Consider the following 25249-nt stretch of genomic DNA (forward strand, 5'->3'; position numbering starts at 1 on the left):
TGATAAACCAATAAGTAATCGGTCATAGGGCGGCCGGGCCGCCTCGTTCGCTCGCTCAGGCCGCCTGTTGAAACTGGCGCACGCTGCTGCCCAGATCGGACATCAGTCCATCCAGCCGGTGCGTGGCATCGGCAATGATCTGTGTTTCGCCGGAGAGTGCCCGCGTGGCCTCGCCAACCGCGTTGATGTTGTCGGCAAACTGGGCAAACCCCTGGTTCTGCCGGGTTTCTGCCTGCGCTACTTCGGCCAGCAAGTGGGCCGGGTATGGCTTTCCTGAATGATGCCGTGCAGTTTTTCCTGCGCCTCTACCGTGTGGTGGCGTCCGGCCTGCAACTGCTGGCTACCTTCGCGCATCGCCACCATGGCCTGATTGGTGCCGTCGATGATCAGGTCAATCTTCGATTCGATATCCAGCGTGGCGTTTTGCGTACGTTCGGCCAACTTGCGCACTTCATCCGCCACCACGGCAAATCCGCGGCCAAATTCACCGGCGCGCGCGGCTTCAATGGCCGCGTTGAGCGCCAGCAGATTGGTCTGGTCGGCAATGTCACGAATCAGCTGCACGATGCCACTCACTTCATCACTGCGCTGGCCCAGTTCCTCCAGCCGTTGCGCGGCATGGCCAATGGCGTCCTTGGCCTGGTTTAGTTGTAACACCGCCTGATGCATGACTTCGCCCCCGGTATTGGCCGCTTGCCCGGCGTTGTCGGCCAGTCGCGTGGCACTGCCGGTTTGCTCGGCATTCTGGCGGGTGACAACGGCCATCTGCTGGGTGACTTGCACCATGTCATCGGCACGGTGACGCTGTTCGGTCATGGTGCGGGCCATCAGCGTGGTGCTGGAGGCAATCTCGCGGCTGGCGCTGGAAGCGGCATGAATGGAGCGGGTGACTTGCGTCATCATGATCTGCATCGCCTCGGCCGTGCGTTCCGATTCACCGCGCGCCTGTTCCAGCGCCGTCAGGCTTTTTACCTTGGCCTTGTCAAACGCCATGGCCAGACACAGCACCACCAGCGTCAGCCCGGCCAGAGATTTGGCTTGCAACAGCGGCACCTCGGCGCGGTCGATCGGTACCGGCGGTAGCTGTCCGGGCGTAGCCGACAGCAGGAAAAATACGCCCAGCCCTGCCAGCGTCAGCAGCATCCAGACGATGCCGGAACGACGCGAGGCGACAAAAATCGCGGTGAACGGGATCGAGGCAAACCAGACGATGCTGGTGGAAAGAATGCCGCCGTTGACATACACCATCCAGCACACCATGGCATACATGCACGCCACGATGAACTCCGCTGTTAGCCGCACGCCCCCGGTGAGTTTCAGCAGCAGCGGGCCCAACAGCAGCCCCAACCCACCCAGTGCAATGCCGATACTCATCGCCACGTGGTGCAGCATCCAGTATTCCACCGCAAACAGCGGGGCGAGGGCACCGGCAATCAGCCCGACGCCGACCACGGTGCGGGCCTTGATGACCTGTTCGTTGGATTGGCGAATGCTGTGGGGAATAAACCACTCGGTCAGTGTTGATGCAGCCATGTCTCTCTCTTCCTTCTTCGTGTTGTGTGGTGTGCTGGCGCTGTCCGCCGCATCATCGGCTGGGTCGGCAGCGCTCTATCTCGTGTGACATCACATTCTTTCGGCCAACGTTCCGGCCGCGATGTGTTGTTGTCTGGGAAGGGCTTGAAACTGGAACGACCTGTTTGTAATGGTTATCGATAAATTGGTCGCTGCATCAATCTAAAACAAATGTTTGATTGATTCAACCGGCAAAAGAAAAACCGGCCAGTTGGCCGGTTTCGGGTGTGGCAGATACAGCAGGTGATCAGCTGTTGGCTTTGTTCTGATCGGCCTGAATCGCCGTCAGGGCAATGGTGTAGACGATGTCATCCACCAGCGCACCGCGTGACAGGTCGTTCACCGGTTTGCGCAAGCCTTGTAGCATCGGCCCAACACTGACCACGTTGGCCGAACGCTGCACGGCTTTGTAGGTAGTGTTGCCGGTGTTGAGGTCCGGGAACACAAACACCGTGGCGCGACCGGCCACCGTGCTGTCCGGCGCCTTTTGCCGACCCACGCTTTCCACGCTGGCCGCGTCGTATTGCATCGGGCCATCAATCTCCAGATCCGGGCGTTTTTCGCGTGCCAGACGGGTGGCCTCGCGTACTTTTTCCACGTCACTGCCACTGCCGGATGAACCGGTCGAGTAGGAGATCATGGCTACGCGCGGCGGAATGCCAAAGGCGGCGGCAGAATCGGCCGACTGGATGGCAATGTCAGCCAGTTCTTCGGCGCTCGGGTCTGGGTTGACGGCGCAGTCGCCATACACCAGTACCTGTTCCGGCATTAGCATGAAAAACACGCTGGATACCAGCTTGGAACCGGGGGCGGTCTTGATCAGTTGCAAGGCCGGGCGGATGGTGTTGGCGGTGGTGTGCACTGCGCCGGAAACCAGACCGTCCACTTCGTCCAGCGCCAGCATCATGGTGCCCATCACCACGTTGTCCTGCAGCTGTTCTTCCGCGCCCAGCTCGGTCAGGCCTTTGCCCTTGCGCAGTTCCACCATCGGGCCGACGTAGTGCTTGCGCACGGCGTTCGGGTCCATGATTTCCAGCGATTCGGGCAACTGTACGCCTTGTGCTTCGGCAACTTGGCGGATCTCGGTCGGGTTGCCGATCAGTACGCAGCGGGCGATGCCTTTTTCATGGCAGATCGCTGCCGCTTTGATGGTGCGCGGCTCGTTACCTTCCGGCAGCACAATGCGTTTGTTGGCACTGCGCGCATTTTCCATCAGCTGGAAGCGGAAGGCCGGTGGCGGGAAGCGTTTTTCGCGCGGTTCGCCCACACGTTGTTTCAGCGCGCTGGTGTCCAGATGTTCTGCTACAAATTCGATGACCCGTTCCATGCGATCGAGATCGTCCGGCGGCACTTGGCGGCTCATTGCGCCCAGCGTGCTGGCGGTATCGAAGGTGCTCAGATCGGTCATCATTACCGGCAGGCCGCTGTTGAAGGCTTGCTGGCACAATTGCTGAATGCGCTGGTCCGGCAGCGAATCGCAGGAGAACAGCAGGCTTAACCAGCGGCACGCCGTTCATGGCGGCCATACAGGTCGCCATGACAATATCTTCGCGCTCGCCCGGCGTTACCATCAACGCACCCGGCTTGAGCAGCTGAACGACATTGGGAGCAGTACGCCCGGCCACGACAATGCTGCGCACCCGACGGCGTGTCAGTTGACCGGAGTGCAGCAGACGTACTTTCAGGTAGTTGGCAACATCCAGCGTACGCGGCGCCAGCAGTTCCATTTCCTGCGGAATGGCACCAATCAGCGGCAGGCGGCGGCCTTGCAGGTGATGGCTGGCCTCATGGATTTCCATTTCCAGCTGTTTGGTGTCAACGCCCTTGGCGACGCGGTTAAGGATATAACCGGCCATCTGTTCCACCTGGCTGCCAAAGGTCTGGATGCTCATGTCCAGCTGTTCGGCAATTTCATGGCTGGCCAACTGGTCTGCCGCGCCGACCAGAATGGTTTGTGCCTGCAGGTTGCGGGCAATCTTGGTATTGAGGAAGGTGGAGTAGACCTTTTTGCGGTCCGGTACCAGACCTTCGACAATCATCAGGTCCACGTCCTGCGCCGCGCTTTGATACAGCGAGACCACTTCTTCCATCAATTGATCGACCGGCCTTGCGACAACAGGTGTTCCACCCGTTCCATCGACAGCGGTTTGGGCGGATTCAGGTGACAGATGGCATGGGCAAAGTGGGTGGAGCATTCCTGCTCGCTGGTGCTGCCCTGTGCGATTGGTTTGACAAAACCAACGCGCAAGCCAGAACGTTCCGGGCGCGGATCATCCCCAGCGCCACGGAGGTCAGCCCGGCATCGAAACCGATGGGGGCAAGGAAATACGTAAGCATGTTCAATCCTTCAGGCGGCCAGTGCCGGGCGGCACTGGCTCGAGCGTACTAGCGGCGACTCAGCATTCCAGCTTGGCAAGCTGGGCGGTATCCAGAGCAATCATCAGTTCTTCGTTGGTCGGCACCACCATGATGGGGATGCTGCCGTCGGCGTTGATGAAGCCCTGCTTGCCGCCGACGAATTCACGGTTGGCTTCGTCGTTCAGCTTATAGCCGAAATGTTCCAGCCACATGATGGCGCGCGAACGTACCCAAACCGAGTTTTCGCCAATCCCGCCAGTGAACACCAGACCATCCACCCGGCCTACCGCAACCATCTGGCCAGCAATGTACTTGGCCAGGCGATAGCAGAATTTTTCCAGTGCGATGCGGGCGCCGTTGTGGCCTTGTTCGGCGGCTTCCTGCAGGACGCGGCAATCGCTGCTCAGGCCGGACAGGCCGAGTAGACCCGAACGCTTGTTCAGCATGTCGTTGATTTCCAGCGCGGTCATGCCACGTTCGTTGGCGAGGTGACCATACAAGCCCGGATCGACGTCGCCGGAGCGGGTGCCCATGACCAGGCCTTCCAACGGGGTCATGCCCATGGTGGTGTCGACGCTGATGCCGTTACGAACGGCGCACAGGCTGGCACCGTTGCCCGGTGGGCGCAGACCAGGTGCACCACGCTCAGCGGTTTGCCCAGCATGTTGGCGGCTTGTTGCGCCACATAGCGATAGCTGGTGCCGTGGAAGCCATAGCGGCGTACGCCGTTTTCCCGATAGATTTCGCGCGGAATGGCATAGTAGTAGGCATGTTCCGGCATGGTCTGGTGGAAAGCCGTGTCGAAGACGGCGGTGTGCACCAGATCCGGAAAGTGTTCCCTGGGCAACGCGAATCCCCAGCAAGGCCGCCGGGTTATGCAGCGGTGCCAGCTTGGAACAGGCTTCGATGCTGTTGAGAACCGACTCGGTGATGATGGCCGAGGTGCGGAACTGTTCACCGCCGTGTACCACGCGATGGCCAACGGCCCGAATGGTTTCCAGCAGATGCACGGCCTTGAGCTTGTCGATAATTGACGACATGGCCGCCGCATGGCTGCTTTCAGTGAGTTTGAGCGTGGATTTTTCGTCGTTGAACTTGAAGGTGACGCAACCGCCGTCCATGCCGAGCTTTTCGGCCAACCCTGAAATGCTTACTGCATGGGTGCGGGTGTCAATAACGGCAAACTTGAGGGAGGAGCTACCACAGTTGATGACTAGAATAGTTGAATTCATAACGAGCCACGTTCCGGTATATATGTTTATTGTGTATGAAACGGCATTTCAGGACAGGCTTCTGCAAATGCGTGATGTCTCATTCCTTATAAGTATGGTTAGTGAGTAGGCATTATTCCTGTAGGGGAAGGTGTTTCCCATTACAGATTTGTTTTGTCCGGCTTGTGGCCCTAAGTGCCAGCCTCTCACTCCTTTGTGCTGCAAGCATATCACCTCGTTTTGTTCATTTCTAATGTTGCGTTGCCATGGCGCCCTCAACTAAGGTGATTTTGTGAAGTGGGGTTATCCCTAGCGGGCGCGCTGGCCGCCCGGCGGCAGGCGTGCGACAAAGGCGAAAAAATATGATTTACGGCAAGGCAGCGGGAATTTTTTAGGTAAAAGGCTTGCCCCCCCAAAGGGGGCGGGCATAATCCGCCCCTCGAATCCAAGGGGGATTCGGCGTTGTTTTTTAAAAAGAAAGTTCCGTAAACTCGTCACGAGCGAGATTCGGCTGGTCTTATATCTTCTTCCACGGAGGTGTGGGAATAATGTCTGATCTGGCTTCTCCGCAGATGCTGCAAGCGTCTGCCGCCCAGCTCCCGATTTTTACCTATTTTGATCCGGCTTATTACAACCTTGAGCAGCAGGTACTGTTTGCCGATGCCCCGCAGTATTACGGCCACGAACTGATGGTGCCCAATGCTCGGCGACTATCACACGCTGGACTGGCTCGGGCACGGCAAGATGCTCAAGAATGTGGATGGCCAGATCAAACTGATTTCCAATGTCTGCCGTCACCGTCAGGCCATCATCTATAAAGGTCGTGGCAACGGTAACCATATCGTCTGCAACCTGCATGGCTGGACTTATGGCAACGATGGCCAACTGGTGGGCGCGCCGCATTTTCCGCAAACACCGTGCCTCAACCTGAACCAGACCGAGCTGGTGCGCTGGAACGGCCTGCTGTTTGACGCCAAGCGTGACATCCTGCGTGATCTGCAAAAGCTCGGGGTGGCTCATCATCTGTCGTTTGATGGTTACGCTTTCCATTCCACGCATACCACCGAATATGACTTCAACTGGAAGACCTTCATTGAAGTGTATTCCGAGGACTACCACGTCGATCCGTTCCATCCGGGCCCGGGCAATTTCGTCAATTGCGCCGACCTGCGTTGGGAGTGGGGCGATCAGTACCACGTGCAAACCGTGGGCGTGAAAAACCAGCTGGCCCGTTCCGGCTCCAAGGTTTATGGCAAGTGGCATGAACAGGTGCGTCGCCGTTTTGAGGAACAGCAACCGGAGTTTGGTGCCATCTGGCTGACTTACTACCCCAACATCATGGTGGAATGGTATCCGCATGTATTGGTGGTAAGCGTCGCCATTCCGCGCGGGCCGGAGCAGTGCACGGTGATTACCGAATTCTATTATCCGGAAGACGTGGTGTACTTCGAGCCGGAATTTGTCGAAGCCGAGCAGGCCGCTTATTTCGAAACGGCCAAGGAAGACGACGAAATCTGCTATCGCATGCACGAAGGCCGCAAAGCCCTGTGGCTGCGTGGTGAAAGCGAAGTTGGTCCATACCAGTCGCCCACCGAAGAAGGCATGCAGCACTTCCACGAGTTCTATCGTCGGCAAATGGGTCAACACCTGGTTGGCTAACGGTACTGTTTCAGTGCACAATACCGGGGCGCGGATTTCCGCGCCTTTTTGTTTGTCCGGACGGTATGTCTTACTTACTACGTCATGTTGTATCCCCCTGCCTGTTGATCGGCTTGCTGGCCAGCTCCTCCGCTTGGGCGGCAACCTATACCGATACCTCTCATCAGTTCAGCTTTAACGTGCCCGCTTGCTGGAAAGTGCGCCCGGGTGTGCTGGAGGGGAAACAGGTGTTGCGGGTGATTCCTCCAAAAGCCGATCAGCGCGAACGGGCGGCGATTGAAGTGTATGTGCTCACGCGCAAGCAGAACCGGCGCGAAACCCCGGATCACTGGTCACGGCAACTGCGCAAGGCCGATGGTGATCGTGAAGCGGCCTCGGTGCTGAAACTGAGCGCGCGGCCAGCGCGGCTGGTGGCGGAATACCGCGAAGGGCGCATCGTGGCCAGTGGCTTGTGGATTGTGCGGCATAACTTGCAGGTCTTGCTGCCGGGCAACGGCAAACACATGCTGGAGGCGCGCTGTGCCGCCAATGCCTCGGAATTCAAAACCTACCGGCGCCAGATGGAGTCGGTGTGCCTGTCGGTGAACTGGTTGCATCCATGATGAGTAGTAAGGCCGTTTCGGCCAACCCCATTTGGCGTCGTCTGACGCTAGCCGAGATCTGGCGCCGGATTCGCACCGGCCAACTGGGCGTTAAGCTGGATGTTGCTCGCCGCACTGTTTTTTGCGCTGATGAGCATGTTCGTGAAGTTGGGGGCCTCATCTTATGGTTCGGTGGAACTGCTGTTCTGGCGCACGCTGATCGGTGCCGTCTGTCTGGGCAGCGTCATGGCCTGGCGCGGGCAGTCGCCACTGACACCGTTGTGGCTGGGCCACCTAAAGCGCAGCTTCATCGGATATCTTTCCATGTCGGCGCTGTTTTATGCGTTGACGCGCTTGCCGTTATCGACGGCGGTGACCCTCAATTACACCTCGTCGCTATTCTTTGCCCTGATCTGCGTGGTCAAGCTGAAAGACCACCTGACGCGCCCGGTGTTACTGGCGCTGCTCTCCGGTTTTGCTTAAGCATCGTGTTGTTACTGCATCCAACGTTTTCCTCTGATCAATGGCTGGCCGGGCTGGTGGGGCTGGGTTCAGGATTGTGCGCCGGTTTTGCCGTATTTCAGGTTCGGGAATTGGGCAAAATGGGCGAGCCGTCGTGGAAGGTGGTGTTCTGGTTTTTTACCATTGCCAGCGTTTTGGGTTTTGTCTGGTTGATGCTCGGGCCGGGATTTTCCCCGTTGTCGCGCGATACGCTCTGGCCATTATTGGGCGTCGGCATTTGCGGCATGCTGGGCCAGCTATTCATGACCCGAGCCTATAAGGATGGCCGAAAATATCTGGTGGCCAGTTTTGCCTACCTGACGGTGGTTTTCTCGGTGTTGCTGGGCATGTTGCTGTGGGGCGATGCCCTGTCGGTTAGCGGCATATTGGCCATGCTGCTGATTGTTGGCTCCGGCATTCTGGCGGCGGTGCGCTGACCACATGCAGCATGACAACCATACCTCAGCCGTGACGGCGCGCTGGCGTCTGCAACTGGGTTCGGCCTGGATGCTGGTGGCAGCCGTCTTCTTTGCCTTGATGGGGTTTTTCGTCAAGCTCGGCGCTCATGATTTTTCCTCCACCGAGCTGGTGTTCTGGCGTACCTTGCTCGGCGTGCTCACGCTGGGCGGGGCGGCGCTCGTGCGTGGCGAGAAATTTGTGACGCCGCATTGGCGCTATCACGTCCAGCGTGGCTTGATCGGCTATGTGTCGTTGCTGCTTTATTTCTATGCCATTGCCCATTTGCCGCTTTCAACCGCCGTCACGCTCAATTACACCTCGCCGATGTTTCTGGCGCTGCTATCCGTTTTCCTGTTGCGCGAAACCCTGCCTGCGCGTGCGCTGCTCGCCTTGGTGCTAGGTTTTGGTGGCGTTGTGCTGTTGCTACGGCCCACGCTTTCTGGCGATACCGGCAGGCGGGCCTGATGGGCGTGGGCTCTGGTGTGTTGGCTAAGCTGGTCCTATTTGCATGTGCGCGAGCTGGGGCGTCTGGGTGAGCCGGAATGGCGCGTGGTGTTTTTCTTTGCGCTGATTTCCACGCTGGGTGGTGCGTTGCTGGTCGGGCTGGAAGGCTGGCACCCGCTGACATGGCAAAACGTCTGGCCGCTGCTGGGGCTGGGCGTTACCGCCACGCTGGCGCAATTGGCCATGACCCACGCTTACAAGGTTGGCCGAAAACTGTTGGTCGCCAACCTGTCTTATCTGACCGTGGTATTCTCCACCTTGCTGGGTGTGCTGGTGTGGGGTGACCGCCTGACGCTGGATGCCATACTGGCTACGCTATTGATCGTGGTCAGCGGCATGTTGGCCAGCCGCCGTTAAAATCAAAACAACCGTCCCTGAATACATTAACTCCGAGGAGCACTGGCATGATTTCCATTCGCGAACAAAACTACGGCCTGGATGTGGCGCTTTTCAACGAATTCTCCCGGCCGATTTCAAGCTGTTCGAACAAGCCTTGCTCAAGCGCGTGGAAGAGCAGGGCACGCCGAATGTGCTGCTGGACCTGTCGGAACTCAAGGACTTCACCCTCGACATGGCCATGGAACAAGTCAAATTTGTCCGTGCACATGAAAAAGACTTCGGCCGCGTCGCCATTATTGTCGATGATGTCTGGATCAAGCTGGCCGCCCATATCGCCGGGTTGCTGTCGCCCTTCGTTGAATACTTCGACAACGCGGATGCCGCGCAAGCCCTGGCTGAACAACGCTGCGGCCGTTTGATTTTCGGGCGGATGGCGCTACAGTATCGGCTTTTTTGCGCCACTCGAAAGCAAACCGCCGATGTTGAAAAGCATTGCCAGCCGCCCGGCGGCCGAACTGAATGTCCGTGAAGCCCGGTGGCCGCCACGATCGACCTGATCGATGGTGGCGCCACCGTGCCGTTTATCGCGCGTTACCGCAAAGAAGTGACCGGTGGGCTGGATGACACCCAGCTGCGCACGTTGGCCGAACGTCTGATCTACCTGCGAGAGCTGGACGAACGTCGCACCGCCATTCTCAAAAGCATTACCGAGCAAGACAAGCTCACTCCCGAGCTGGAAGCCGCGCTCTACGCCGCGGACAACAAAACCACGCTCGAAGACCTTTACCTGCCATACAAACCCAAGCGCCGAACCAAAGCCCAGATCGCCCGCGAAGCTCTACGGAGCCACTGGCCGACAGCTTGCTGGCTGACCCCAACCAGATTCCGGAACAGGTCGCCGTTGCTTATGTGGATAGCGCCAAGGGTATTGCCGACAGCAAGGCGGCACTGGATGGCGCCCGTGCCATTCTGATTGAGCGCTTTGCCGAAGATGCTGAACTTCTCGGGCAGCTGCGTGAAAAACTGTGGAATGAGGGCGAACTGGTTGCCAGTGTCGTTGCTGGCAAGGAAGAAGTCGGTGCCAAATTTGCCGATTACTTCCAGCACCGCGAGCCGATTCGCCAGACGCCATCGCATCGTGCCCGGCACTGCTGCGCGGTCGCAACGAAGGCGTACTCAATCTGGCCCTCAAATATCAGCCCGACGAGACCCCGATTACCGAGCGTTCCGCTTATGAACAACAGATTGCCGCGCATTTTGGCTTGCACGATGCAGGGCGTGGCGCCGACAAGTGGTTGCTGGATAGCGTGCGCCTGACCTGGCGTGCCAAGATATTCCTGTCACTCGAGCTGGAGCTGGTGTCGCGCCTGAAAGAAGCCGCTGACGCTGAAGCCATCAAAGTCTTTTCGGCCAACCTGCACGACTTGCTGTTGGCGGCACCGGCTAACCAACGCGCCACCACGGGGCTTGATCCCGGCCTGCGTACCGGCGTCAAGGTGGCCGTGGTGGATGGCACGGGCAAACTTCTGGACACCGCCACCATCTACCCGCACGAACCTCGGCGCGAATGGGATAAATCCATCGCCATTCTCGGCGTGCTGTGCAGCAAGCATAACGTCGACCTGATCTCCATCGGCAATGGCACCGCCAGCCGGGAAACCGACAAGCTGGCGCAAGACCTGATCAAGGCCTACCCGCAACTGGGCATGACCAAGATTGTGGTATCCGAAGCAGGGGCCTCGGTGTACTCCGCCTCTGAATTGGCCGCCAAGGAATTCCCTGATCTGGACGTCAGCTTGCGTGGCGCGGTCTCCATTGCCCGCCGCTTGCAAGACCCGTTGGCTGAACTGGTCAAGATTGATCCCAAATCAATTGGCGTGGGCCAATACCAGCACGACGTCAACCAGAGTCAGCTGGCACGGGCGCTTGATGCCGTTGTGGAGGATTGCGTCAACGCGGTCGGTGTCGACGTCAATACTGCATCCGTACCGCTGCTGGCGCGTATTTCCGGCCTGAATGTTACGCTTGCCAGCAATATCGTTGGCTATCGCGACCAGAACGGCGCCTTCCGTGATCGCAAACAACTGCTCAAGGTTCCGCGCCTCGGCGAAAAAACCTTTGAGCAAGCGGCCGGTTTCCTGCGCATCCGTGATGGTGACAATCCGCTGGATGCCTCCTCCGTGCACCCGGAAGCTTATCCGGTGGTGGAGAAAATCCTCGCCCAGACCAAACGCGAAATGGTTTCCGTGATTGGTGACTCCGCTTTTCTCAAAAACCTGCGTGCCACCGATTACACCGACGAGCGCTTCGGTTTGCCAACCGTAATGGACATCCTCAAGGAACTGGATAAACCCGGTCGCGACCCGCGGCCAGAATTCAAGACCGCAACGTTCCAGGACGGCGTAGAAGAGATCAAGGATCTGCAGCCGGGCATGGTGCTGGAGGGCGTCGTCACCAACGTGGCCAACTTTGGTGCTTTTGTCGATATTGGCGTGCATCAGGACGGCCTGGTCCATATCTCCGCGTTGTCGAACAAATTCATCGACGACCCGCGCAAAGTCGTCAAGGCTGGCGATGTCGTCAAGGTCAAAGTGCTGGAAGTGGATGTCAAGCGCAAGCGCATCGCCCTGACCATGCGTCTGGATGATGAAGTGGGTGCTGTCACGCGATCTGGCTACGGCTTAGCCAGTGGCAGATAACCGCCCACGTGATAAATCACGGACAGCGTCACAACCCGCGGGTGACACCGCCATGGCAGCAGCGTTCGCCAAATTGCGTAAAAACTAAAGCCCAGAGTTTGTGTTTGTGTAAAAAGGTTGGCTTCAGCCAACCTTTTTTGTTGTTCTGCGGGCGTGTAAGGCGGCTAGAGGGGAATTAACGCAGCCCCAGACGCTGCTGGCGAAGATGGCGCGTCGAGCAGGGCGGTGGCCTAGGGGGAAAAGTCTGCAAAAACCCGGCTGTAATAAGGCGTTCAGGAACAGCGGGTTGTGGGGGATTTGGGTGGGTTTTGGGCGGAAAGAGTCAGGAAAGGGCGCAGAAAGTGTTGACGGGTGTGGCCGGGGTGGGTATAGTTCGCCTCCTCAGCTGACGACGCAACGGAAACGAAGCGGTTGGCACCGATCTTTAACAGAAAGAATAACCGATAGGTGTGAGTGCTTGGTAGAAGCCAACACTTGCACTGCAAGAGACAGAAATACTTGTTTTATTTCTTTGATCTTGCGTGCCAGAAATTTGCTAAGAGATTGAACTGAAGAGTTTGATCCTGGCTCAGATTGAACGCTGGCGGCATGCTTTACACATGCAAGTCGAACGGCAGCACGGGAGCTTGCTCCTGGTGGCGAGTGGCGAACGGGTGAGTAATGCGTCGGAACGTGCCGAGTAATGGGGGATAACGCTTCGAAAGGAGTGCTAATACCGCATACGCTCTGAGGAGGAAAGCGGGGGACCTTCGGGCCTCGCGTTATTCGAGCGGCCGACGTCGGATTAGCTAGTTGGTGGGGTAAAGGCTTACCAAGGCGACGATCCGTAGCGGGTCTGAGAGGATGATCCGCCACACTGGGACTGAGACACGGCCCAGACTCCTACGGGAGGCAGCAGTGGGGAATTTTGGACAATGGGGGCAACCCTGATCCAGCCATGCCGCGTGTCTGAAGAAGGCCTTCGGGTTGTAAAGGACTTTTGTCAGGGAGGAAATCCTGAGCGTTAATAGCGTTTGGGGATGACAGTACCTGAAGAATAAGCACCGGCTAACTACGTGCCAGCAGCCGCGGTAATACGTAGGGTGCGAGCGTTAATCGGAATTACTGGGCGTAAAGCGTGCGCAGGCGGTTGTGCAAGTCTGATGTGAAAGCCCCGGGCTTAACCCGGGAACGGCATTGGAGACTGCACGACTAGAGTACGTCAGAGGGGGGTAGAATTCCACGTGTAGCAGTGAAATGCGTAGAGATGTGGAGGAATACCGATGGCGAAGGCAGCCCCCCGGGATGATACTGACGCTCATGCACGAAAGCGTGGGGAGCAAACAGGATTAGATACCACGGTAGTCCACGCCCTAAACGATGTCAATTAGCTGTTGGGGGTTTGAATCCTTGGTAGCGTAGCTAACGCGTGAAATTGACCGCCCTGGGAGTACGGCCGCAAGGTTAAAACTCAAAGGAATTGACGGGGACCCGCACAAGCGGTGGATGATGTGGATTAATTCGATGCAACGCGAAAAACCTTACCTGCTCTTGACATGTACCGAACCTCTGAGAGATTAGAGGGTGCCCGAAAGGGAGCGGTAACACAGGTGCTGCATGGCTGTCGTCAGCTCGTGTCGTGAGATGTTGGGTTAAGTCCCGCAACGAGCGCAACCCTTGTCATTAGTTGCCATCATTAAGTTGGGCACTCTAATGAGACTGCCGGTGACAAACCGGAGGAAGGTGGGGATGACGTCAAGTCCTCATGGCCCTTATGAGCAGGGCTTCACACGTCATACAATGGTCGGTACAGAGGGTTGCCAAGCCGCGAGGTGGAGCTAATCTCAGAAAACCGATCGTAGTCCGGATCGCACTCTGCAACTCGAGTGCGTGAAGTCGGAATCGCTAGTAATCGCAGATCAGCATGCTGCGGTGAATACGTTCCCGGGTCTTGTACACACCGCCCGTCACACCATGGGAGTGGGGGATACCAGAAGTGGCTAGGATAACCTTCGGGGGTCCGGTTACCACGGTATGCTTCATGACTGGGGTGAAGTCGTAACAAGGTAGCCGTAGGGGAACCTGCGGCTGGATCACCTCCTTTCTAGAGAAAGGCGGAAGCCGAGTACTCACAACCTATCGGTTGTTCTGGAAGTTAAGGGCATGGAGTTTTGCTGCGAGGCGAGACGCCATCGTCAACTGGGTTTGTAGCTCAGCTGGTTAGAGCACCGTCTTGATAAGGCGGGGGTCGTTGGTTCGAGTCCAACCAGACCCACCATTTGACCTGTTGGGGGATTAGCTCAGTTGGGAGAGCACCTGCTTTGCAAGCAGGGGGTCGTCGGTTCGATCCCGTCATCCTCCACCACTCAGCCCAAACAAAAGCGCATCGTCGAGAGGCGGTGAATTTTTGTTTGCGTTGACAGACCGCAAGGTCGCACGCCCGATCTTTAACAAACTGAAGAAGCCGAATTAACAAGACGGCAAGAAGGAAAACGGAGTTAATTCTTCGTTGGAAAGCTTGTCGACTTTGGGTAATTTGATTGTATCGATGTCATGTCGCCATATCAAAAGGGGCGGTGTGGCATGTCGCACAAACACAGCCTGTTGTGGAAGTAACCGGGTTACTGAAATGATAGGGTCAAGCGACTAAGTGCATCTGGTGGATGCCTTGGCGATCACAGGCGATGAAGGACGTGTAAGCCTGCGAAAAGCGCGGGGGAGCTGGCAATAGAGCTTTGATCCCGCGATATCCGAATGGGGAAACCCACCTAGCAATAGGTATCCCTGACTGAATACATAGGTCAGTGGAAGCGAACCGAGTGAACTGAAACATCTAAGTAACTCGAGGAAAAGAAATCAACCGAGATTCCGTCAGTAGTGGCGAGCGAACGCGGAACAGCCTGTACTCTTTATGACTTGGCTTAGTCGAAGGCTCTGGAAAGTGCCACCGTAGTGGGTGATAGTCCCGTAGACGAAAAGCCATGGCAAGAACTAAGTGTACGAAAAGTAAGGCGGGACACGCGAAATCCTGTCCGAAGATGGGGGGACCATCCTCCAAGGCTAAATACTCGTGATCGACCGATAGTGAACCAGTACCGTGAGGGAAAGGCGAAAAGAACCCCGGGAGGGGAGTGAAATAGAACCTGAAACCGGATGCATACAAACAGTGGGAGCCTCGCAAGGGGTGACTGCGTACCTTTTGTATAATGGGTCAGCGACTTACATTCAGTGGCAAGCTTAACCGAATAGGGGAGGCGTAGGGAAACCGAGTCCGAATAGGGCGTCTTAGTCGCTGGGTGTAGACCCGAAACCGAGTGATCTATCCATGGCCAGGATGAAGGTGCGGTAACACGCACTGGAGGTCCGAACCCACTAATGTTGCAAAATTAGGGGATGAGCTGTGGATAGGGGTGAAAGGCTAAACAAACTCGGAGATAGCTGGTTCTCCCCGAAAACTATTTAGGTAGTGCCTCATGTATCACTTCCGGGGGTAAAGCACTGTTATGGCTAGGGGGTCATTGCGATTTACCAAACCATGGCAAACTCTGAATACCGGAAAGTGCAAGCATGGGAGACAGACGGTGGGTGCTAACGTCCATCGTCAAGAGGGAAACAACCCAGACCGCCAGCTAAGGTCCCAAATGATAAGCTAAGTGGTAAACGAGGTGGGAAGGCCTAGACAGCCGGGATGTTGGCTTAGAAGCAGCCATCATTTAAAGAAAGCGTAATAGCTCACTGGTCGAGTCGTCCTGCGCGGAAGATGTAACGGGGCTCAAGCTTATAACCGAAGCTGCGGATGCACAGTTTACTGTGCGTGGTAGGGGAGCGTTCTGTAGGTCTGTGAAGGTGTGTCGTAAGGCATGCTGGAGATATCAGAAGTGCGAATGCTGACATGAGTAGCGATAAAGCGGGTGAAAAGCCCGCTCGCCGAAAGCCCAAGGTTTCCTACGCAACGTTCATCGGCGTAGGGTGAGTCGGCCCCTAAGGCGAGGCTGAAAAGCGTAGTCGATGGGAAACGGGTTAAAATTCCCGTACTTTCGTATAGTGCGATGTGGGGACGGAGAAGGTTAGGTCAGCCGGTGTTGGATGCCCTGGTTCAAGCCGGTAGGCTGGAGAGGTAGGCAAATCCGCCTCTCCTTAAGGCCGAGACGTGATAACGAGGATCTACGGATCTGAAGTGACTGATACCACGCTTCCGGGAAAAGCCACTAAGCTTCAGCTATACGAGAACCGTACCGCAAACCGACACAGGTGGGCAGGATGAAAATTCTAAGGCGCTTGAGAGAACTCAGGAGAAGGAACTCGGCAAATTGATACCGTAACTTCGGGAGAAGGTATGCCTGTTGTGGTGTAAACCCTTGCGGTTGAAGCTACGACAGGTCGCAGAGAATCGGTGGCTGCGACTGTTTAACAAAAACACAGCACTCTGCCAACACGAAAGTGGACGTATAGGGTGTGACGCCTGCCCGGTGCCGGAAGGTTAAGTGATGGGGTGCAAGCTCTTGATCGAAGCCCCGGTAAACGGCGGCCGTAACTATAACGGTCCTAAGGTAGCGAAATTCCTTGTCGGGTAAGTTCCGACCCGCACGAATGGCGTAACGATGGCCACACTGTCTCCTCCTGAGACTCAGCGAAGTTGAAGTGTTTGTGAAGATGCAATCTACCCGCTGCTAGACGGAAAGACCCCGTGAACCTTTACTGTAGCTTTGCATTGGACTTTGAAGTGGTTTGTGTAGGATAGGTGGGAGGCTTAGAAGCCGGGACGCTAGTTCTGGTGGAGCCAACCTTGAAATACCACCCTGACCCCTTTGAGGTTCTAACTTTGGTCCGTTATCCGGATCGGGGACAGTGCATGGTAGGCAGTTTGACTGGGGCGGTCTCCTCCCAAAGTGTAACGGAGGAGTTCGAAGGTTACCTAGGTACGGTCGGAAATCGTGCTGATAGTGCAATGGCAAAAGGTAGCTTAACTGCGAGACCGACAAGTCGAGCAGGTGCGAAAGCAGGACATAGTGATCCGGTGGTTCTGAATGGAAGGGCCATCGCTCAACGGATAAAAGGTACTCCGGGGATAACAGGCTGATTCCGCCCAAGAGTTCACATCGACGGCGGAGTTTGGCACCTCGATGTCGGCTCATCACATCCTGGGGCTGTAGCCGGTCCCAAGGGTATGGCTGTTCGCCATTTAAAGTGGTACGTGAGCTGGGTTCAAAACGTCGTGAGACAGTTTGGTCCCTATCTGCAGTGGGCGTTGGAAGTTTGACGGGGGCTGCTCCTAGTACGAGAGGACCGGAGTGGACGAACCTCTGGTGTACCGGTTGTCACGCCAGTGGCATTGCCGGGTAGCTAAGTTCGGAAGAGATAACCGCTGAAAGCATCTAAGCGGGAAACTCGCCTGAAGATGAGACTTCCCTGAGGGCTTGACCCTCCTGAAGAGTCGTTCGAGACCAGGACGTTGATAGGTCGGGTGTGGAAGCGCTGTGAGGCGTGAAGCTAACCGATACTAATTGCTCGTGAGGCTTGATCCTATCATTTGAGTGGCTTGGGAAACCGAGCTGGCTGTAAATGTGCGACGTGCAATCAATTACCGAAATCATAAGTTAATTCAGGGTTGAGAGATCAACCCAAGGCTTCTTACAGTTTGTTGACAGTTTATGTCTGGTGGCCATAGCGAGGTGGTCCCACGCCTTCCCATCCCGAACAGGACCGTGAAACGCCTTAGCGCCGATGATAGTGTGGCATTCGCCATGTGAAAGTAGGACACCGCCAGACTCCCCTTACGAAGCCCAGCTCAATCAGCTGGGCTTCTTGCATTTCACACCGGCCACCGCGCCTTCTCCTCTGGCTCCATGGCCGGGCCGCGCCTTGGCGTCCCCGGCTCCGCATCCTGTCCTGTCTTAATCCGTGAATAAGCGTAGCTTGCTGTTACAGCATCAGGTTGGGACGTTTCTAGTCGCTGTGTGTTCCGCTTGGCGACGGTGCCTATTTTCTGTCAGGCATTAGTCGTTAGGGGTGAGTAAGGCCGAAAGATTTAATCCTTGAGTGCAGTGATGAGGATAGTCGCTAAATGTCAGTGTTAGTTGATCGGGGGCGGCTTGATAGCTTGCCGGAAATCCAAGCGGTAGCGTGGTTTTGTGATGTGTGTGTCCAAATGGGATGCCGGTAAAAACAGGGATTTTGCATATTTGCCGGATCTCTGCGATGACGGTTGCTAAGGTGTAGTTGGAGTCGTAGGCATCGGTCATGTTGCCAGTGCCAAAATCGCCCATGAATATGGCTTTTTGCTGGCCCAATACGCCGGATAGATATAGTTGCTGCAGCATGCGCTCAATGCGATAGGGTTGTTCGCCCACATCTTCTAAAAAGAGTAACCCACCCTTGATGTCGGGGAAGTATGGGCTGCCCAATAAGCTGCAGAGTACGCTGAGGTTCCCTCCCCAGAACAGTCCTTCGCCTTGCCCTTCGTCTACTTGTTGGCTGTTGCAAGATAACGTCCAGCTTGCTTGTGTAGTGACGCCGATGAAGTGTTCCTGTGTGTAATGGCTAGGTTGGCGGCAGCCAAAGTCTCCATACACCATCGGCCCGGCAAAGCTGCCAAGTTGCCCTTGTGCCAGTAGCGCCAGTTGAATGGCGGTGAAATCGCTATAACCGATGATCTGAGTGCCTGCTTCGCGTAAGAGCGGGCAGAGTCGCGCATAGTCCAGTTGCGGTAGCAGCCGTACGGCGCCATATCCGCCACGCCCGGCGAGTATTTTGCCGGGAATGTCTTGGTGGGCAATTAATTGGTTGAGATCGTTTAGTCGTTCGGCGTCAGTGCTTAAGCAAACCGTTGATAGCGGCGCCGGGTGGCATGAGTATTGGTGAGATGAAATCCTGCCTGTTGCAGTCGTTCCAGCCCGCGTTCTGTTTGCGCCACATCGGGCAATTGGCCGGAGCAGGCCACGATGTGAATGGTTTGCGCACAAGTCGAGGGGGAAGATGCGTTTTGAAGAGTCATCTGCTATTGGGCTTTGGTGATTGCTTGGTGAGGGAATGTCGGCCTCATGATAGCCCGAGTAGGTTGTGCAGAATAGGGTTGTGCTCTTTTGTCTGTGGGTGTGTCAGGTGCTACGGGGTGAGTTACTTTATTGCTCTTTGGACTAATTTGTGAATTAGATAGTGCATATTGATATATCTAATCGGTTTTGAAGAGTTGCCTCGGCTTAGGTACATTGCACTCAAGCACACATAGACCGAGAACCGGTGATACCGGTTTGGCTGGCAAGGAAGACAGGCATACGATGAAAATCAGTCAACAGAGGCTGACTCACCTCAAGCAGTTGGAAGCAGAGTCGATTCATATCATCCGTGAAGTGGCGGCCGAATTTGAAAATCCGGTGATGCTGTATTCCATTGGTAAAGACTCTGCCGTGATGTTGCACCTGGCTCAGAAGGCCTTTGCGCCGGGCAAGCCGCCGTTTCCGCTCATGCACGTCGATACCACGTGGAAATTCAAGGAAATGATTGAACTGCGTGACAAGCAAGCGCGTGAGTATGGCTGGGATTTGATCGTTCACGTCAATGAAGAAGGTGTGAAAGCCGGTATCAACCCGTTTACCGTAAGCAGCGCCAAGCATACCGATGTGATGAAAACGCAGGGCCTGAAACAGGCGCTGGACAAGTACAAGTTTGATGCGGCATTTGGCGGTGCGCGTCGGGATGAAGAGAAATCCCGGGCCAAGGAGCGTGTGTATTCCTTCCGCGACAAGAACCACCGCTGGGACCCGAAAAACCAGCGACCGGAACTCTGGAATATCTACAACAGCAAGATCGACAAGGGCGAGAGTATCCGCGTGTTTCCGTTGTCCAACTGGACCGAACTGGACATCTGGCAATACATCTATCTGGAAAATATCGAAATCGTGCCGTTGTACTTTGCGGCCGAACGCCCGGTGATTGAGCGTGACGGTACGTTGATCATGATCGACGATGATCGCATTCTGCAGTACCTCACCGATGAGGAAAAAGCCAGCATCCAGAACCGCCGTGTACGCTTCCGTACCACGGGCTGCTATCCGTTGACCGGAGCGGTGGAATCTACCGCCACCACCTTGCCGGAAGTGATTCAGGAAATGTTGTTGACCAAGACTTCCGAACGTCAGGGACGGGTAATCGACCATGATTCTTCCGGGTCGATGGAGAAGAAGAAAATGGAAGGCTACTTCTGATTTTCGGCCAACCTTTGGGTCTGTAACGTATTAAGTTGGCCGAATGCTACGGTCAGCAAGGAAGCTAGAACCATGACACACCAGTCTGATCTGATTGCCAGTGATATTCTGGAATACCTCAAGCAGCATGAAAACAAAGACATGCTGCGCTTCATCACCTGCGGCAATGTCGATGATGGCAAATCCACGCTGATTGGCCGCTTGTTGCACGACTCCAAGCTGATTTTTGAAGACCAGCTGGCGGCGATCGAGCGCGACTCCAAGAAGTTCAACACCACCGACCAGGAGATTGATCTGGCTTTGCTGGTGGATGGTTTGCAAGCCGAGCGCGAGCAGGGGATTACCATTGACGTGGCGTATCGCTACTTCAATACCGAAAAACGCAAGTTCATCATTGCCGACTGCCCGGGGCATGAGCAGTACACGCGCAATATGGCTACCGGCGCTTCGACCAGTAATCTGGCCATCATCCTGATTGACGCCCGTTACGGGGTTCAGACCCAGACCCGCCGCCATAGCTACATTGTCAGCCTGCTGGGCATCAAGCATGTGATCGTAGCCGTCAACAAGATGGATCTGGTCGATTTCAGCGAAGAGGTTTTCAACCGTATTCGTGATGAGTACCTGCAATTTGCCGGACACTTGACCATTCCGGATATCCAGTTCGTGCCGATTTCTGCCTTGCGTGGCGATAATGTCGTCAATCGTAGCCAGAACGCCGCCCTGGTATGATGGCCCAACGCTGATGGAACGGCTCGAAAGCGTGGATGTGGCAGATGACGTGGCGCTGTCGGCCTTCCGGTTGCCGGTGCAGTATGTCAATCGTCCGAACCTCGACTTCCGCGGTTTTTGCGGCACCATCGTTGCTGGCGAAATCCATCCCGGCAACGACGTCGTGGTGTTGCCGTCTGGCAAGAAGAGCCGGGTAAAAGCGATTGTGACCTACGATGGTGACTTGGCTGCCGCCGGTGCAGGGCAGGCAATTACCCTTACGCTGGAAGACGAAATCGATATCTCGCGTGGCGACGTGATCGTGCGGGCATCTGAGACTTGGCCCGCGGTATCGCGTGCTTTTGAAGCCCATGTGGTGTGGATGAATGAGGCACCGCTGGTGGTTGGCAAGGAATATGGTTTCAAGCTGGCCGGGAAGTATGTCACTGGCCGTGTCGCGAACATTGAGCACCGGATCAACGTCAATACCTTGGAAAAGCTCAATGTTAGCCAACTGGCGCTGAACGAAATCGGCCTGTGCCGTATCGAACTGAACGCACCGGTGGTCTTTGATGCATATACCCAGTGCCGCGGAACGGGGAGCTTCATCGTTATCGATCGTTTGAGCAATGCCACTTCGGCTGCCGGGATGATCGTGGCGTCTGCCGATAGTGAAGTACCGGAGGCGGTGGATGAGCTGGCACGATTGCGGGAGTTTGAAGTGGAGTTGAACGCACTGGTGCGGCGTTATTTCCCGCACTGGGAGGCAAAAGACATTAGCGGCTTACTCAACCGCTGATGGATGTGGGAATAAAAAAAGCCAGCGCGTGACGCTGGCTTTTTTGTCGTTCAGGGTTGGCCGAATCAGCTGCCATGATGGCCGTCATGCGCTTCCGCTGATGGCACATGATGGATTTCGACCGTGATATGTACCAATTCTTCATGAATCGAGAGCGCCTGTTTGACGTGATCGGGCGTGAGCTGGCTGTCGTGCGTCACCACGCTGACAATACAGGCATAGTGTTCCTTGCCGACCCGCCAGACATGCAGATCGCTGATTGCCAGCGGCTGGTGCGGCCAATCCGCTTGCAAGACCTGACGGATTTCGTCGGTGACGGGCGCGTCCATCTCGCGATCCAGCAAGATACGTCCGGTATCCAGCAGCAGCCCTTTGGCCCAGATGCCGACCAGAATGGCGCCGACGACACCCATGATCGGGTCCAGCCAGTTCCACTGATACAGTTTGCCGCCAAACAACGCCGCGATGGCCAGAACTGAAGTGGCGGCGTCCGCAACGACATGGATATAGGCGGATTTCAGGTTCAGGTCGTGGTGCTCGTGCCCATGTTGATGATGATCATGCCCATGTCCATGGTCGTGATGGCTGTGCCCGTGATCATGACTATGGTCGTGGCCAAGGATGCCAGCACAAACCAGATTGACCACCAGCCCCAAAATGGCAATGGCAATGGCTTCATCAAAGTTGATGGTCTGCGGTTGCAGCAGGCGTTCTACCGAGCCTATCGCCATCATCAGCGCTACACCAAGCAGGAACAGGGCGCTGGCAAACCCGCCCAGTATCTCGATTTTCCAGCTACCGAAAGCAAAGCGCGGATCGGCCGCATGTTTGCGGGCTGTGGCATACGCGTAGGCGGACAGCCCGATTGCGACGGCGTGCGAACTCATGTGCCAGCCATCGGCCAGCAATGCCATGGAGTTGAAACGCCAGCCCGCGACGATTTCGACCACCATCATGATCAGGGTGATCCACATCACCAGCCGGGTCTTGCGTTCGGCGGCCCGGCTGTCCTGACCGTAAACATGGCTATGGCGCAGTTGTTCAGCGCGTTGGGAAAGCATGGTTTTTTCCTTGCTGGCGTTACAGGTCGCCACCGGTTTCGAGGATAAATTGGGCCTGGCCGTCTTGTGCCAGATGTTCTGTCAGGTAAGGCATGACTTCGCGCAGTGTCTGCGGCAATGTCCACGGTGCATTGAGGATGAACATGCCGCTGCCGTGCATGCCAAAACCATCGGCAGACGGTTTTTGGACATGTAGCTCAACGCGTAACCAGTTCTTGGCCGGAAGCTTCTTTAATTGTTCGGGGAGTTGACGCGATTCCACCCGTTGCAGGCAGGGATACCAGACCGCATAGACCCCGGTGGCAAAACGCTTCAGCCCTTCTTTCAACGCATGGGTGACATGCTGGTAATCCTGCTTGTCTTCATACGGCGGGTCGATGAGAATCAGCGCCCGGCGTGGCGGCGGAGGCAGAACAGCCTTGAGGCCGTCAAATCCGTTGGCCTGCTGAATCTGTACGCGGCGTCCGGCATGTTGAAAATTAGCCTGTAGCAGTTGGTAATCTGACGGGTGCAGTTCAAACAGCCGCAGTTTGTCTGACGCGGGCATGACTTCTGCAGCGCACCATGGCGAGCCGGGATAATGTCGCAGTTGGCCATCCGGATTGAGTTGCTGGATGACTTCGATATAGTGCTGCAGCGCAGCAGGCAGATCGTTACGTTGCCATAACCGTGCGATGCCGCTTTCGAATTCGGCATTCTTGGTGGCATAGCCTTCGGTTAGCGAATAGGCACCAGCACCGGCATGGGTATCGATATACCAGTACGGTTTGGACTTTTGTCCCAGATAGTCCAGTAACTGAATTTCGATAAAATGTTTCAGTACATCGGCATGGTTGCTTAGGCATGAAAGGCGTGGCGATAACTCAACATACACAAGGGCTTTCAAACGAATTGCTTAAGCAATTGTACCGGATTGGGGTGGGGCTGTATTGGCGTAGCCCAGTCAGTAATGGTGACCAATTTCCATTTGGAATATGGTATGTTCAGGTGAAGATGTTTGGTGGGTAGGCTCGCGGTGTGAAACGATGAGGCAACATGGTTGAGTGGACAGGAATAGGCGGGTGGCTGTGCGGAGTAGCAGTCCTGATTGTGGTGCTGGCTGGATGGGTTTGGTATGGGCGGAGGAAACGGCAGCCTGCGCTGCTTCGGCACTGGACCAATTGGAGTCGGCCGTATCGGCGGCGAGCCCGGTTGCCACGCCCGGTTCTGGTCTTAGTTGGGTACGCCGACGGTGGCCACGTCTGACCGATACGGTCAATCTGCCGCCGCTGGATGTCGATAAGCAACAGGTGCCCAGTCTGGTGAACCCACCGTCTACCTATCAGGTTGATCTGCGTGCGTTAACCTGTAGTTGTCGCCAGTTTCACGGCAGCGGCATTCAGGCTTTACCCGGCAAGAAGGAGCGGCTTTGTCGGCATCTGCGTCAGGCGTATGCCGAACGTGGCAATGTTTCGCCACTGCTGCGCACCGTGCTGCTGGATGAAGTGCATTTCAATGCGGCGGATCCTTGGTGGCTGGGCGAAGTGGAGGGGGTGCCAACTGCGATAGGCTGGCGTGAGGGTGACCCGTGGGTCTGTGTCTATACACAGTCCGGTGGCTGGCGCCGCGGGCAGGCCATGTTTCTGCGCTATAGCTTCCATCTTGACCGTGCACAATGGCTGGAAGGTCACCAGCCACGGCAAAATGCCAAGGCTATTCGCCACCTGCTGTCAGAGTGGTTTCACGATCCATCCCTGCGAGGTTAGGCAGGGATCTTTTCGGCCGACCTTGTCGCTCTGATCCGGTTAGCGACACAGGCTCTTGAGGTACTGACCAGCGCTGAACAGGTCGCGCTCGATGGCACGACGTACGGCGGCCGGGTCGTTACGGTCCAGAGCTTGCAACATGTCCTCATGGCAGTCGTTCATGGTGGCCCAGACATGCAAATCCTGATGTAGCTGATTGGAGATAGGGCCTACATGCAGCCATACCGTTTCAATCAGCGAGAGGAGTAGCGGAGAGCCTGCCGCCCGGTACAGCAGCACATGGAAGTCTTCATTGACCCGCAGGTAGTGTTTGACGTCTTCGTCCCGGATCGCTTGCTCCATGGTTTTGCACAGTTCTTTCAACTGGGCGCGTTCGGCATCGCCCAAGCAGCGCGCTCCACGTTCGGCAGCTTCGCCTTCCAGTAGCATGCGCATTTGCAAGATATCTTCAAACTGGGCGCGGGTTAATTGTGGCACTGTGACACCGCAGTTGGGGGTATTAGCCAAGGCTCGCTCCGCGACCAGACGCTGCAAGGCGGTGCGTACCGGCATCTCTCCAACGGCCATATCCTGGGCCAGCTGTTTGATCTTTAGTCGCTCACCCGGCAGCCATCGGCCCAGCGACAACCACTGGCGTAGTGTTTGGTAAGTTTCATCTTGCAAGGTGGAAGAAGAGGGCGTTTTCATCGGAGTGTCAGTCGCAGGAGATGAGTGGCTGGGATGATACCATGCAGCTTGGTAAAGGCTGTGACAGCTTCGCACTTGCCTGCAAGGCCGGTGTGATTTGATCACATGCGATGTTCGCTGTTTGCCGTGGCTGCTTATCTGGCCACCGATTCGCCAACAGCTGTTTCGGCCAACCTTACT

General features: G+C 56.2%; 17 protein-coding genes, 2 tRNA genes, 3 rRNA genes and 5 pseudogenes. 17 read left to right on the forward strand and 10 right to left on the reverse strand.

Annotation, left to right across the window (positions count from 1 at the left end):
• Positions 1–55 precede the first annotated feature (55 nt).
• The 6 genes and pseudogenes from GKE73_RS17350 to GKE73_RS17375 all read right to left on the reverse strand — a co-directional run bounded on the left by GKE73_RS17350 (position 56) and on the right by GKE73_RS17375 (position 5162).
• A complete protein-coding gene (locus GKE73_RS17350; protein ID WP_230370918.1) occupies positions 56–253 on the reverse strand; it encodes a hypothetical protein in 198 nt (65 codons plus the stop codon).
• Positions 238–1533: a methyl-accepting chemotaxis protein gene (locus tag GKE73_RS24115; protein WP_280955006.1), complete on the reverse strand. Its 1296-nt coding sequence runs from the start codon at positions 1531–1533 to the stop codon at positions 238–240. The genes GKE73_RS17350 and GKE73_RS24115 overlap by 16 nt, the downstream gene beginning before the upstream one ends.
• A 286-nt stretch (positions 1534–1819) precedes the next feature.
• Positions 1820–3019 carry a phosphate acetyltransferase gene (pta, locus tag GKE73_RS17360; RefSeq protein WP_230370919.1) on the reverse strand — a complete coding sequence of 400 codons (1200 nt, stop codon included), beginning with the start codon at positions 3017–3019 and terminating at the stop codon, positions 1820–1822.
• Between the two features lie 118 nt (positions 3020–3137).
• A pseudogene (locus GKE73_RS17365) lies at positions 3138–3662 on the reverse strand (AAA family ATPase); the annotation flags it as partial.
• Positions 3662–3820 (reverse strand): hypothetical protein, encoded by a 159-nt coding sequence (locus GKE73_RS17370; protein WP_230370920.1) that lies wholly within the window; start codon positions 3818–3820, stop codon positions 3662–3664. The pseudogene GKE73_RS17365 and the gene GKE73_RS17370, both read right to left, overlap by 1 nt.
• A 148-nt stretch (positions 3821–3968) precedes the next feature.
• Positions 3969–5162 (reverse strand): annotated as a pseudogene (locus tag GKE73_RS17375) (acetate kinase).
• A gap of 678 nt (positions 5163–5840) precedes the next feature.
• Between GKE73_RS17375 and GKE73_RS17380 the strand changes: the two are divergent.
• The 13 genes and pseudogenes from GKE73_RS17380 to rrf all read left to right on the forward strand — a co-directional run bounded on the left by GKE73_RS17380 (position 5841) and on the right by rrf (position 17631).
• A complete protein-coding gene (locus GKE73_RS17380) occupies positions 5841–6800 on the forward strand; it encodes an aromatic ring-hydroxylating oxygenase subunit alpha (RefSeq protein WP_446686343.1) in 960 nt (319 codons plus the stop codon).
• A gap of 65 nt (positions 6801–6865) precedes the next feature.
• Positions 6866–7402 (forward strand): hypothetical protein, encoded by a 537-nt coding sequence (locus GKE73_RS17385; RefSeq protein ID WP_230370921.1) that lies wholly within the window; start codon positions 6866–6868, stop codon positions 7400–7402.
• A gap of 99 nt (positions 7403–7501) precedes the next feature.
• Complete coding sequence (locus tag GKE73_RS17390) at positions 7502–7864, forward strand: EamA family transporter (RefSeq protein ID WP_230370922.1); 363 nt, start codon at positions 7502–7504, stop codon at positions 7862–7864.
• A 5-nt stretch (positions 7865–7869) separates the two neighbouring features.
• The gene (locus GKE73_RS17395; RefSeq protein WP_230370923.1) at positions 7870–8319 is read left to right on the forward strand and encodes a DMT family transporter; all 450 of its coding nucleotides are present in this window, start codon (positions 7870–7872) and stop codon (positions 8317–8319) included.
• A 4-nt stretch (positions 8320–8323) separates the two neighbouring features.
• Positions 8324–8806, forward strand: coding sequence for a DMT family transporter (locus tag GKE73_RS17400; RefSeq protein WP_230370924.1), 483 nt, complete (start codon positions 8324–8326; stop codon positions 8804–8806).
• Positions 8807–8851: 45 nt separating this feature from the next.
• On the forward strand, positions 8852–9202 hold the full coding sequence (locus tag GKE73_RS17405) for an EamA family transporter (protein ID WP_446686355.1): 351 nt from the start codon (positions 8852–8854) through the stop codon (positions 9200–9202).
• 47 nt (positions 9203–9249) lie between these two features.
• Positions 9250–9575 (forward strand): annotated as a pseudogene (locus tag GKE73_RS17410) (SpoIIAA family protein); the annotation flags it as partial.
• Positions 9576–9719: 144 nt separating this feature from the next.
• A pseudogene (locus GKE73_RS17415) lies at positions 9720–11842 on the forward strand (Tex family protein); the annotation flags it as partial.
• Positions 11843–12428: 586 nt separating this feature from the next.
• Positions 12429–13966 (forward strand): 16S ribosomal RNA (locus GKE73_RS17420).
• Between the two features lie 97 nt (positions 13967–14063).
• A tRNA-Ile gene (locus GKE73_RS17425) sits at positions 14064–14140 on the forward strand.
• Positions 14141–14151: 11 nt separating this feature from the next.
• A tRNA-Ala gene (locus GKE73_RS17430) sits at positions 14152–14227 on the forward strand.
• Positions 14228–14498: 271 nt separating this feature from the next.
• Positions 14499–17387, forward strand: a 23S ribosomal RNA gene (locus GKE73_RS17435).
• 129 nt (positions 17388–17516) lie between these two features.
• A 5S ribosomal RNA gene (rrf, locus tag GKE73_RS17440) occupies positions 17517–17631 on the forward strand.
• Together the 16S, 23S and 5S rRNA genes with 2 tRNA genes alongside form the textbook arrangement of a ribosomal RNA operon.
• A 227-nt stretch (positions 17632–17858) precedes the next feature.
• On the opposite strand, the gene GKE73_RS17445 is transcribed toward rrf, so the two are convergent.
• A complete protein-coding gene (locus tag GKE73_RS17445) occupies positions 17859–18824 on the reverse strand; it encodes an LD-carboxypeptidase (RefSeq protein ID WP_230370926.1) in 966 nt (321 codons plus the stop codon).
• A gap of 315 nt (positions 18825–19139) precedes the next feature.
• On the opposite strand from GKE73_RS17445, the gene cysD reads away from it, so the two are divergent.
• From cysD to GKE73_RS26760, 3 genes are all read left to right on the forward strand, one after another.
• Positions 19140–20066, forward strand: a complete 927-nt coding sequence (cysD, locus tag GKE73_RS17450; RefSeq protein ID WP_245393862.1) for a sulfate adenylyltransferase subunit CysD — start codon at positions 19140–19142, stop codon at positions 20064–20066.
• A gap of 72 nt (positions 20067–20138) precedes the next feature.
• Entirely contained in the window at positions 20139–20798 is a 660-nt protein-coding gene (locus GKE73_RS26755) for a GTP-binding protein (RefSeq protein ID WP_312854503.1), read from the forward strand.
• A 13-nt stretch (positions 20799–20811) separates the two neighbouring features.
• Complete coding sequence (locus tag GKE73_RS26760; protein WP_312854504.1) at positions 20812–21576, forward strand: elongation factor 1-alpha C-terminal domain-related protein; 765 nt, start codon at positions 20812–20814, stop codon at positions 21574–21576.
• A gap of 65 nt (positions 21577–21641) precedes the next feature.
• Here GKE73_RS26760 and dmeF read toward each other — a convergent pair whose 3' ends face one another.
• Together dmeF and GKE73_RS17465 are read right to left on the reverse strand one after the other, a co-directional pair.
• Positions 21642–22637 (reverse strand): CDF family Co(II)/Ni(II) efflux transporter DmeF, encoded by a 996-nt coding sequence (gene dmeF / locus GKE73_RS17460; RefSeq protein WP_230370927.1) that lies wholly within the window; start codon positions 22635–22637, stop codon positions 21642–21644.
• 19 nt (positions 22638–22656) lie between these two features.
• A pseudogene (locus GKE73_RS17465) lies at positions 22657–23507 on the reverse strand (23S rRNA (adenine(2030)-N(6))-methyltransferase RlmJ).
• A gap of 233 nt (positions 23508–23740) precedes the next feature.
• Here GKE73_RS17465 and GKE73_RS17470 point away from each other — a divergent pair.
• Positions 23741–24382, forward strand: coding sequence for a hypothetical protein (locus GKE73_RS17470; protein ID WP_230370928.1), 642 nt, complete (start codon positions 23741–23743; stop codon positions 24380–24382).
• 39 nt (positions 24383–24421) lie between these two features.
• Here the strand turns inward: GKE73_RS17470 and GKE73_RS17475 are convergent, their stop codons facing one another.
• Positions 24422–25069 (reverse strand): GntR family transcriptional regulator, encoded by a 648-nt coding sequence (locus GKE73_RS17475; protein WP_230370929.1) that lies wholly within the window; start codon positions 25067–25069, stop codon positions 24422–24424.
• Positions 25070–25249: the final 180 nt, after the last annotated feature.

The sequence above is a fragment of the Paludibacterium denitrificans genome (assembly GCF_009707705.1).
Taxonomy (GTDB): Bacteria; Pseudomonadota; Gammaproteobacteria; order Burkholderiales; family Chromobacteriaceae; genus Paludibacterium_A; species Paludibacterium_A denitrificans.

What these genes read in the sequence shown, in the direction of transcription:
- GKE73_RS24115 (WP_280955006.1), bottom strand. Translation starts at nt 1,533, where the DNA reads ATGGCTGCATCAACACTGACCGAGTGGTTTATTCCCCACAGCATTCGC.
- GKE73_RS17380 (WP_446686343.1), top strand. Translation starts at nt 5,841, where the DNA reads ATGCTCGGCGACTATCACACGCTGGACTGGCTCGGGCACGGCAAGATG.
- GKE73_RS17385 (WP_230370921.1), top strand. Translation starts at nt 6,866, where the DNA reads ATGTCTTACTTACTACGTCATGTTGTATCCCCCTGCCTGTTGATCGGC.
- GKE73_RS17390 (WP_230370922.1), top strand. Translation starts at nt 7,502, where the DNA reads ATGTTGCTCGCCGCACTGTTTTTTGCGCTGATGAGCATGTTCGTGAAG.
- GKE73_RS17400 (WP_230370924.1), top strand. Translation starts at nt 8,324, where the DNA reads ATGCAGCATGACAACCATACCTCAGCCGTGACGGCGCGCTGGCGTCTG.
- cysD (WP_245393862.1), top strand. Translation starts at nt 19,140, where the DNA reads ATGAAAATCAGTCAACAGAGGCTGACTCACCTCAAGCAGTTGGAAGCA.
- GKE73_RS26755 (WP_312854503.1), top strand. Translation starts at nt 20,139, where the DNA reads ATGACACACCAGTCTGATCTGATTGCCAGTGATATTCTGGAATACCTC.
- GKE73_RS26760 (WP_312854504.1), top strand. Translation starts at nt 20,812, where the DNA reads ATGGAACGGCTCGAAAGCGTGGATGTGGCAGATGACGTGGCGCTGTCG.
- dmeF (WP_230370927.1), bottom strand. Translation starts at nt 22,637, where the DNA reads ATGCTTTCCCAACGCGCTGAACAACTGCGCCATAGCCATGTTTACGGT.
- GKE73_RS17470 (WP_230370928.1), top strand. Translation starts at nt 23,741, where the DNA reads ATGGGTTTGGTATGGGCGGAGGAAACGGCAGCCTGCGCTGCTTCGGCA.
- GKE73_RS17475 (WP_230370929.1), bottom strand. Translation starts at nt 25,069, where the DNA reads ATGAAAACGCCCTCTTCTTCCACCTTGCAAGATGAAACTTACCAAACA.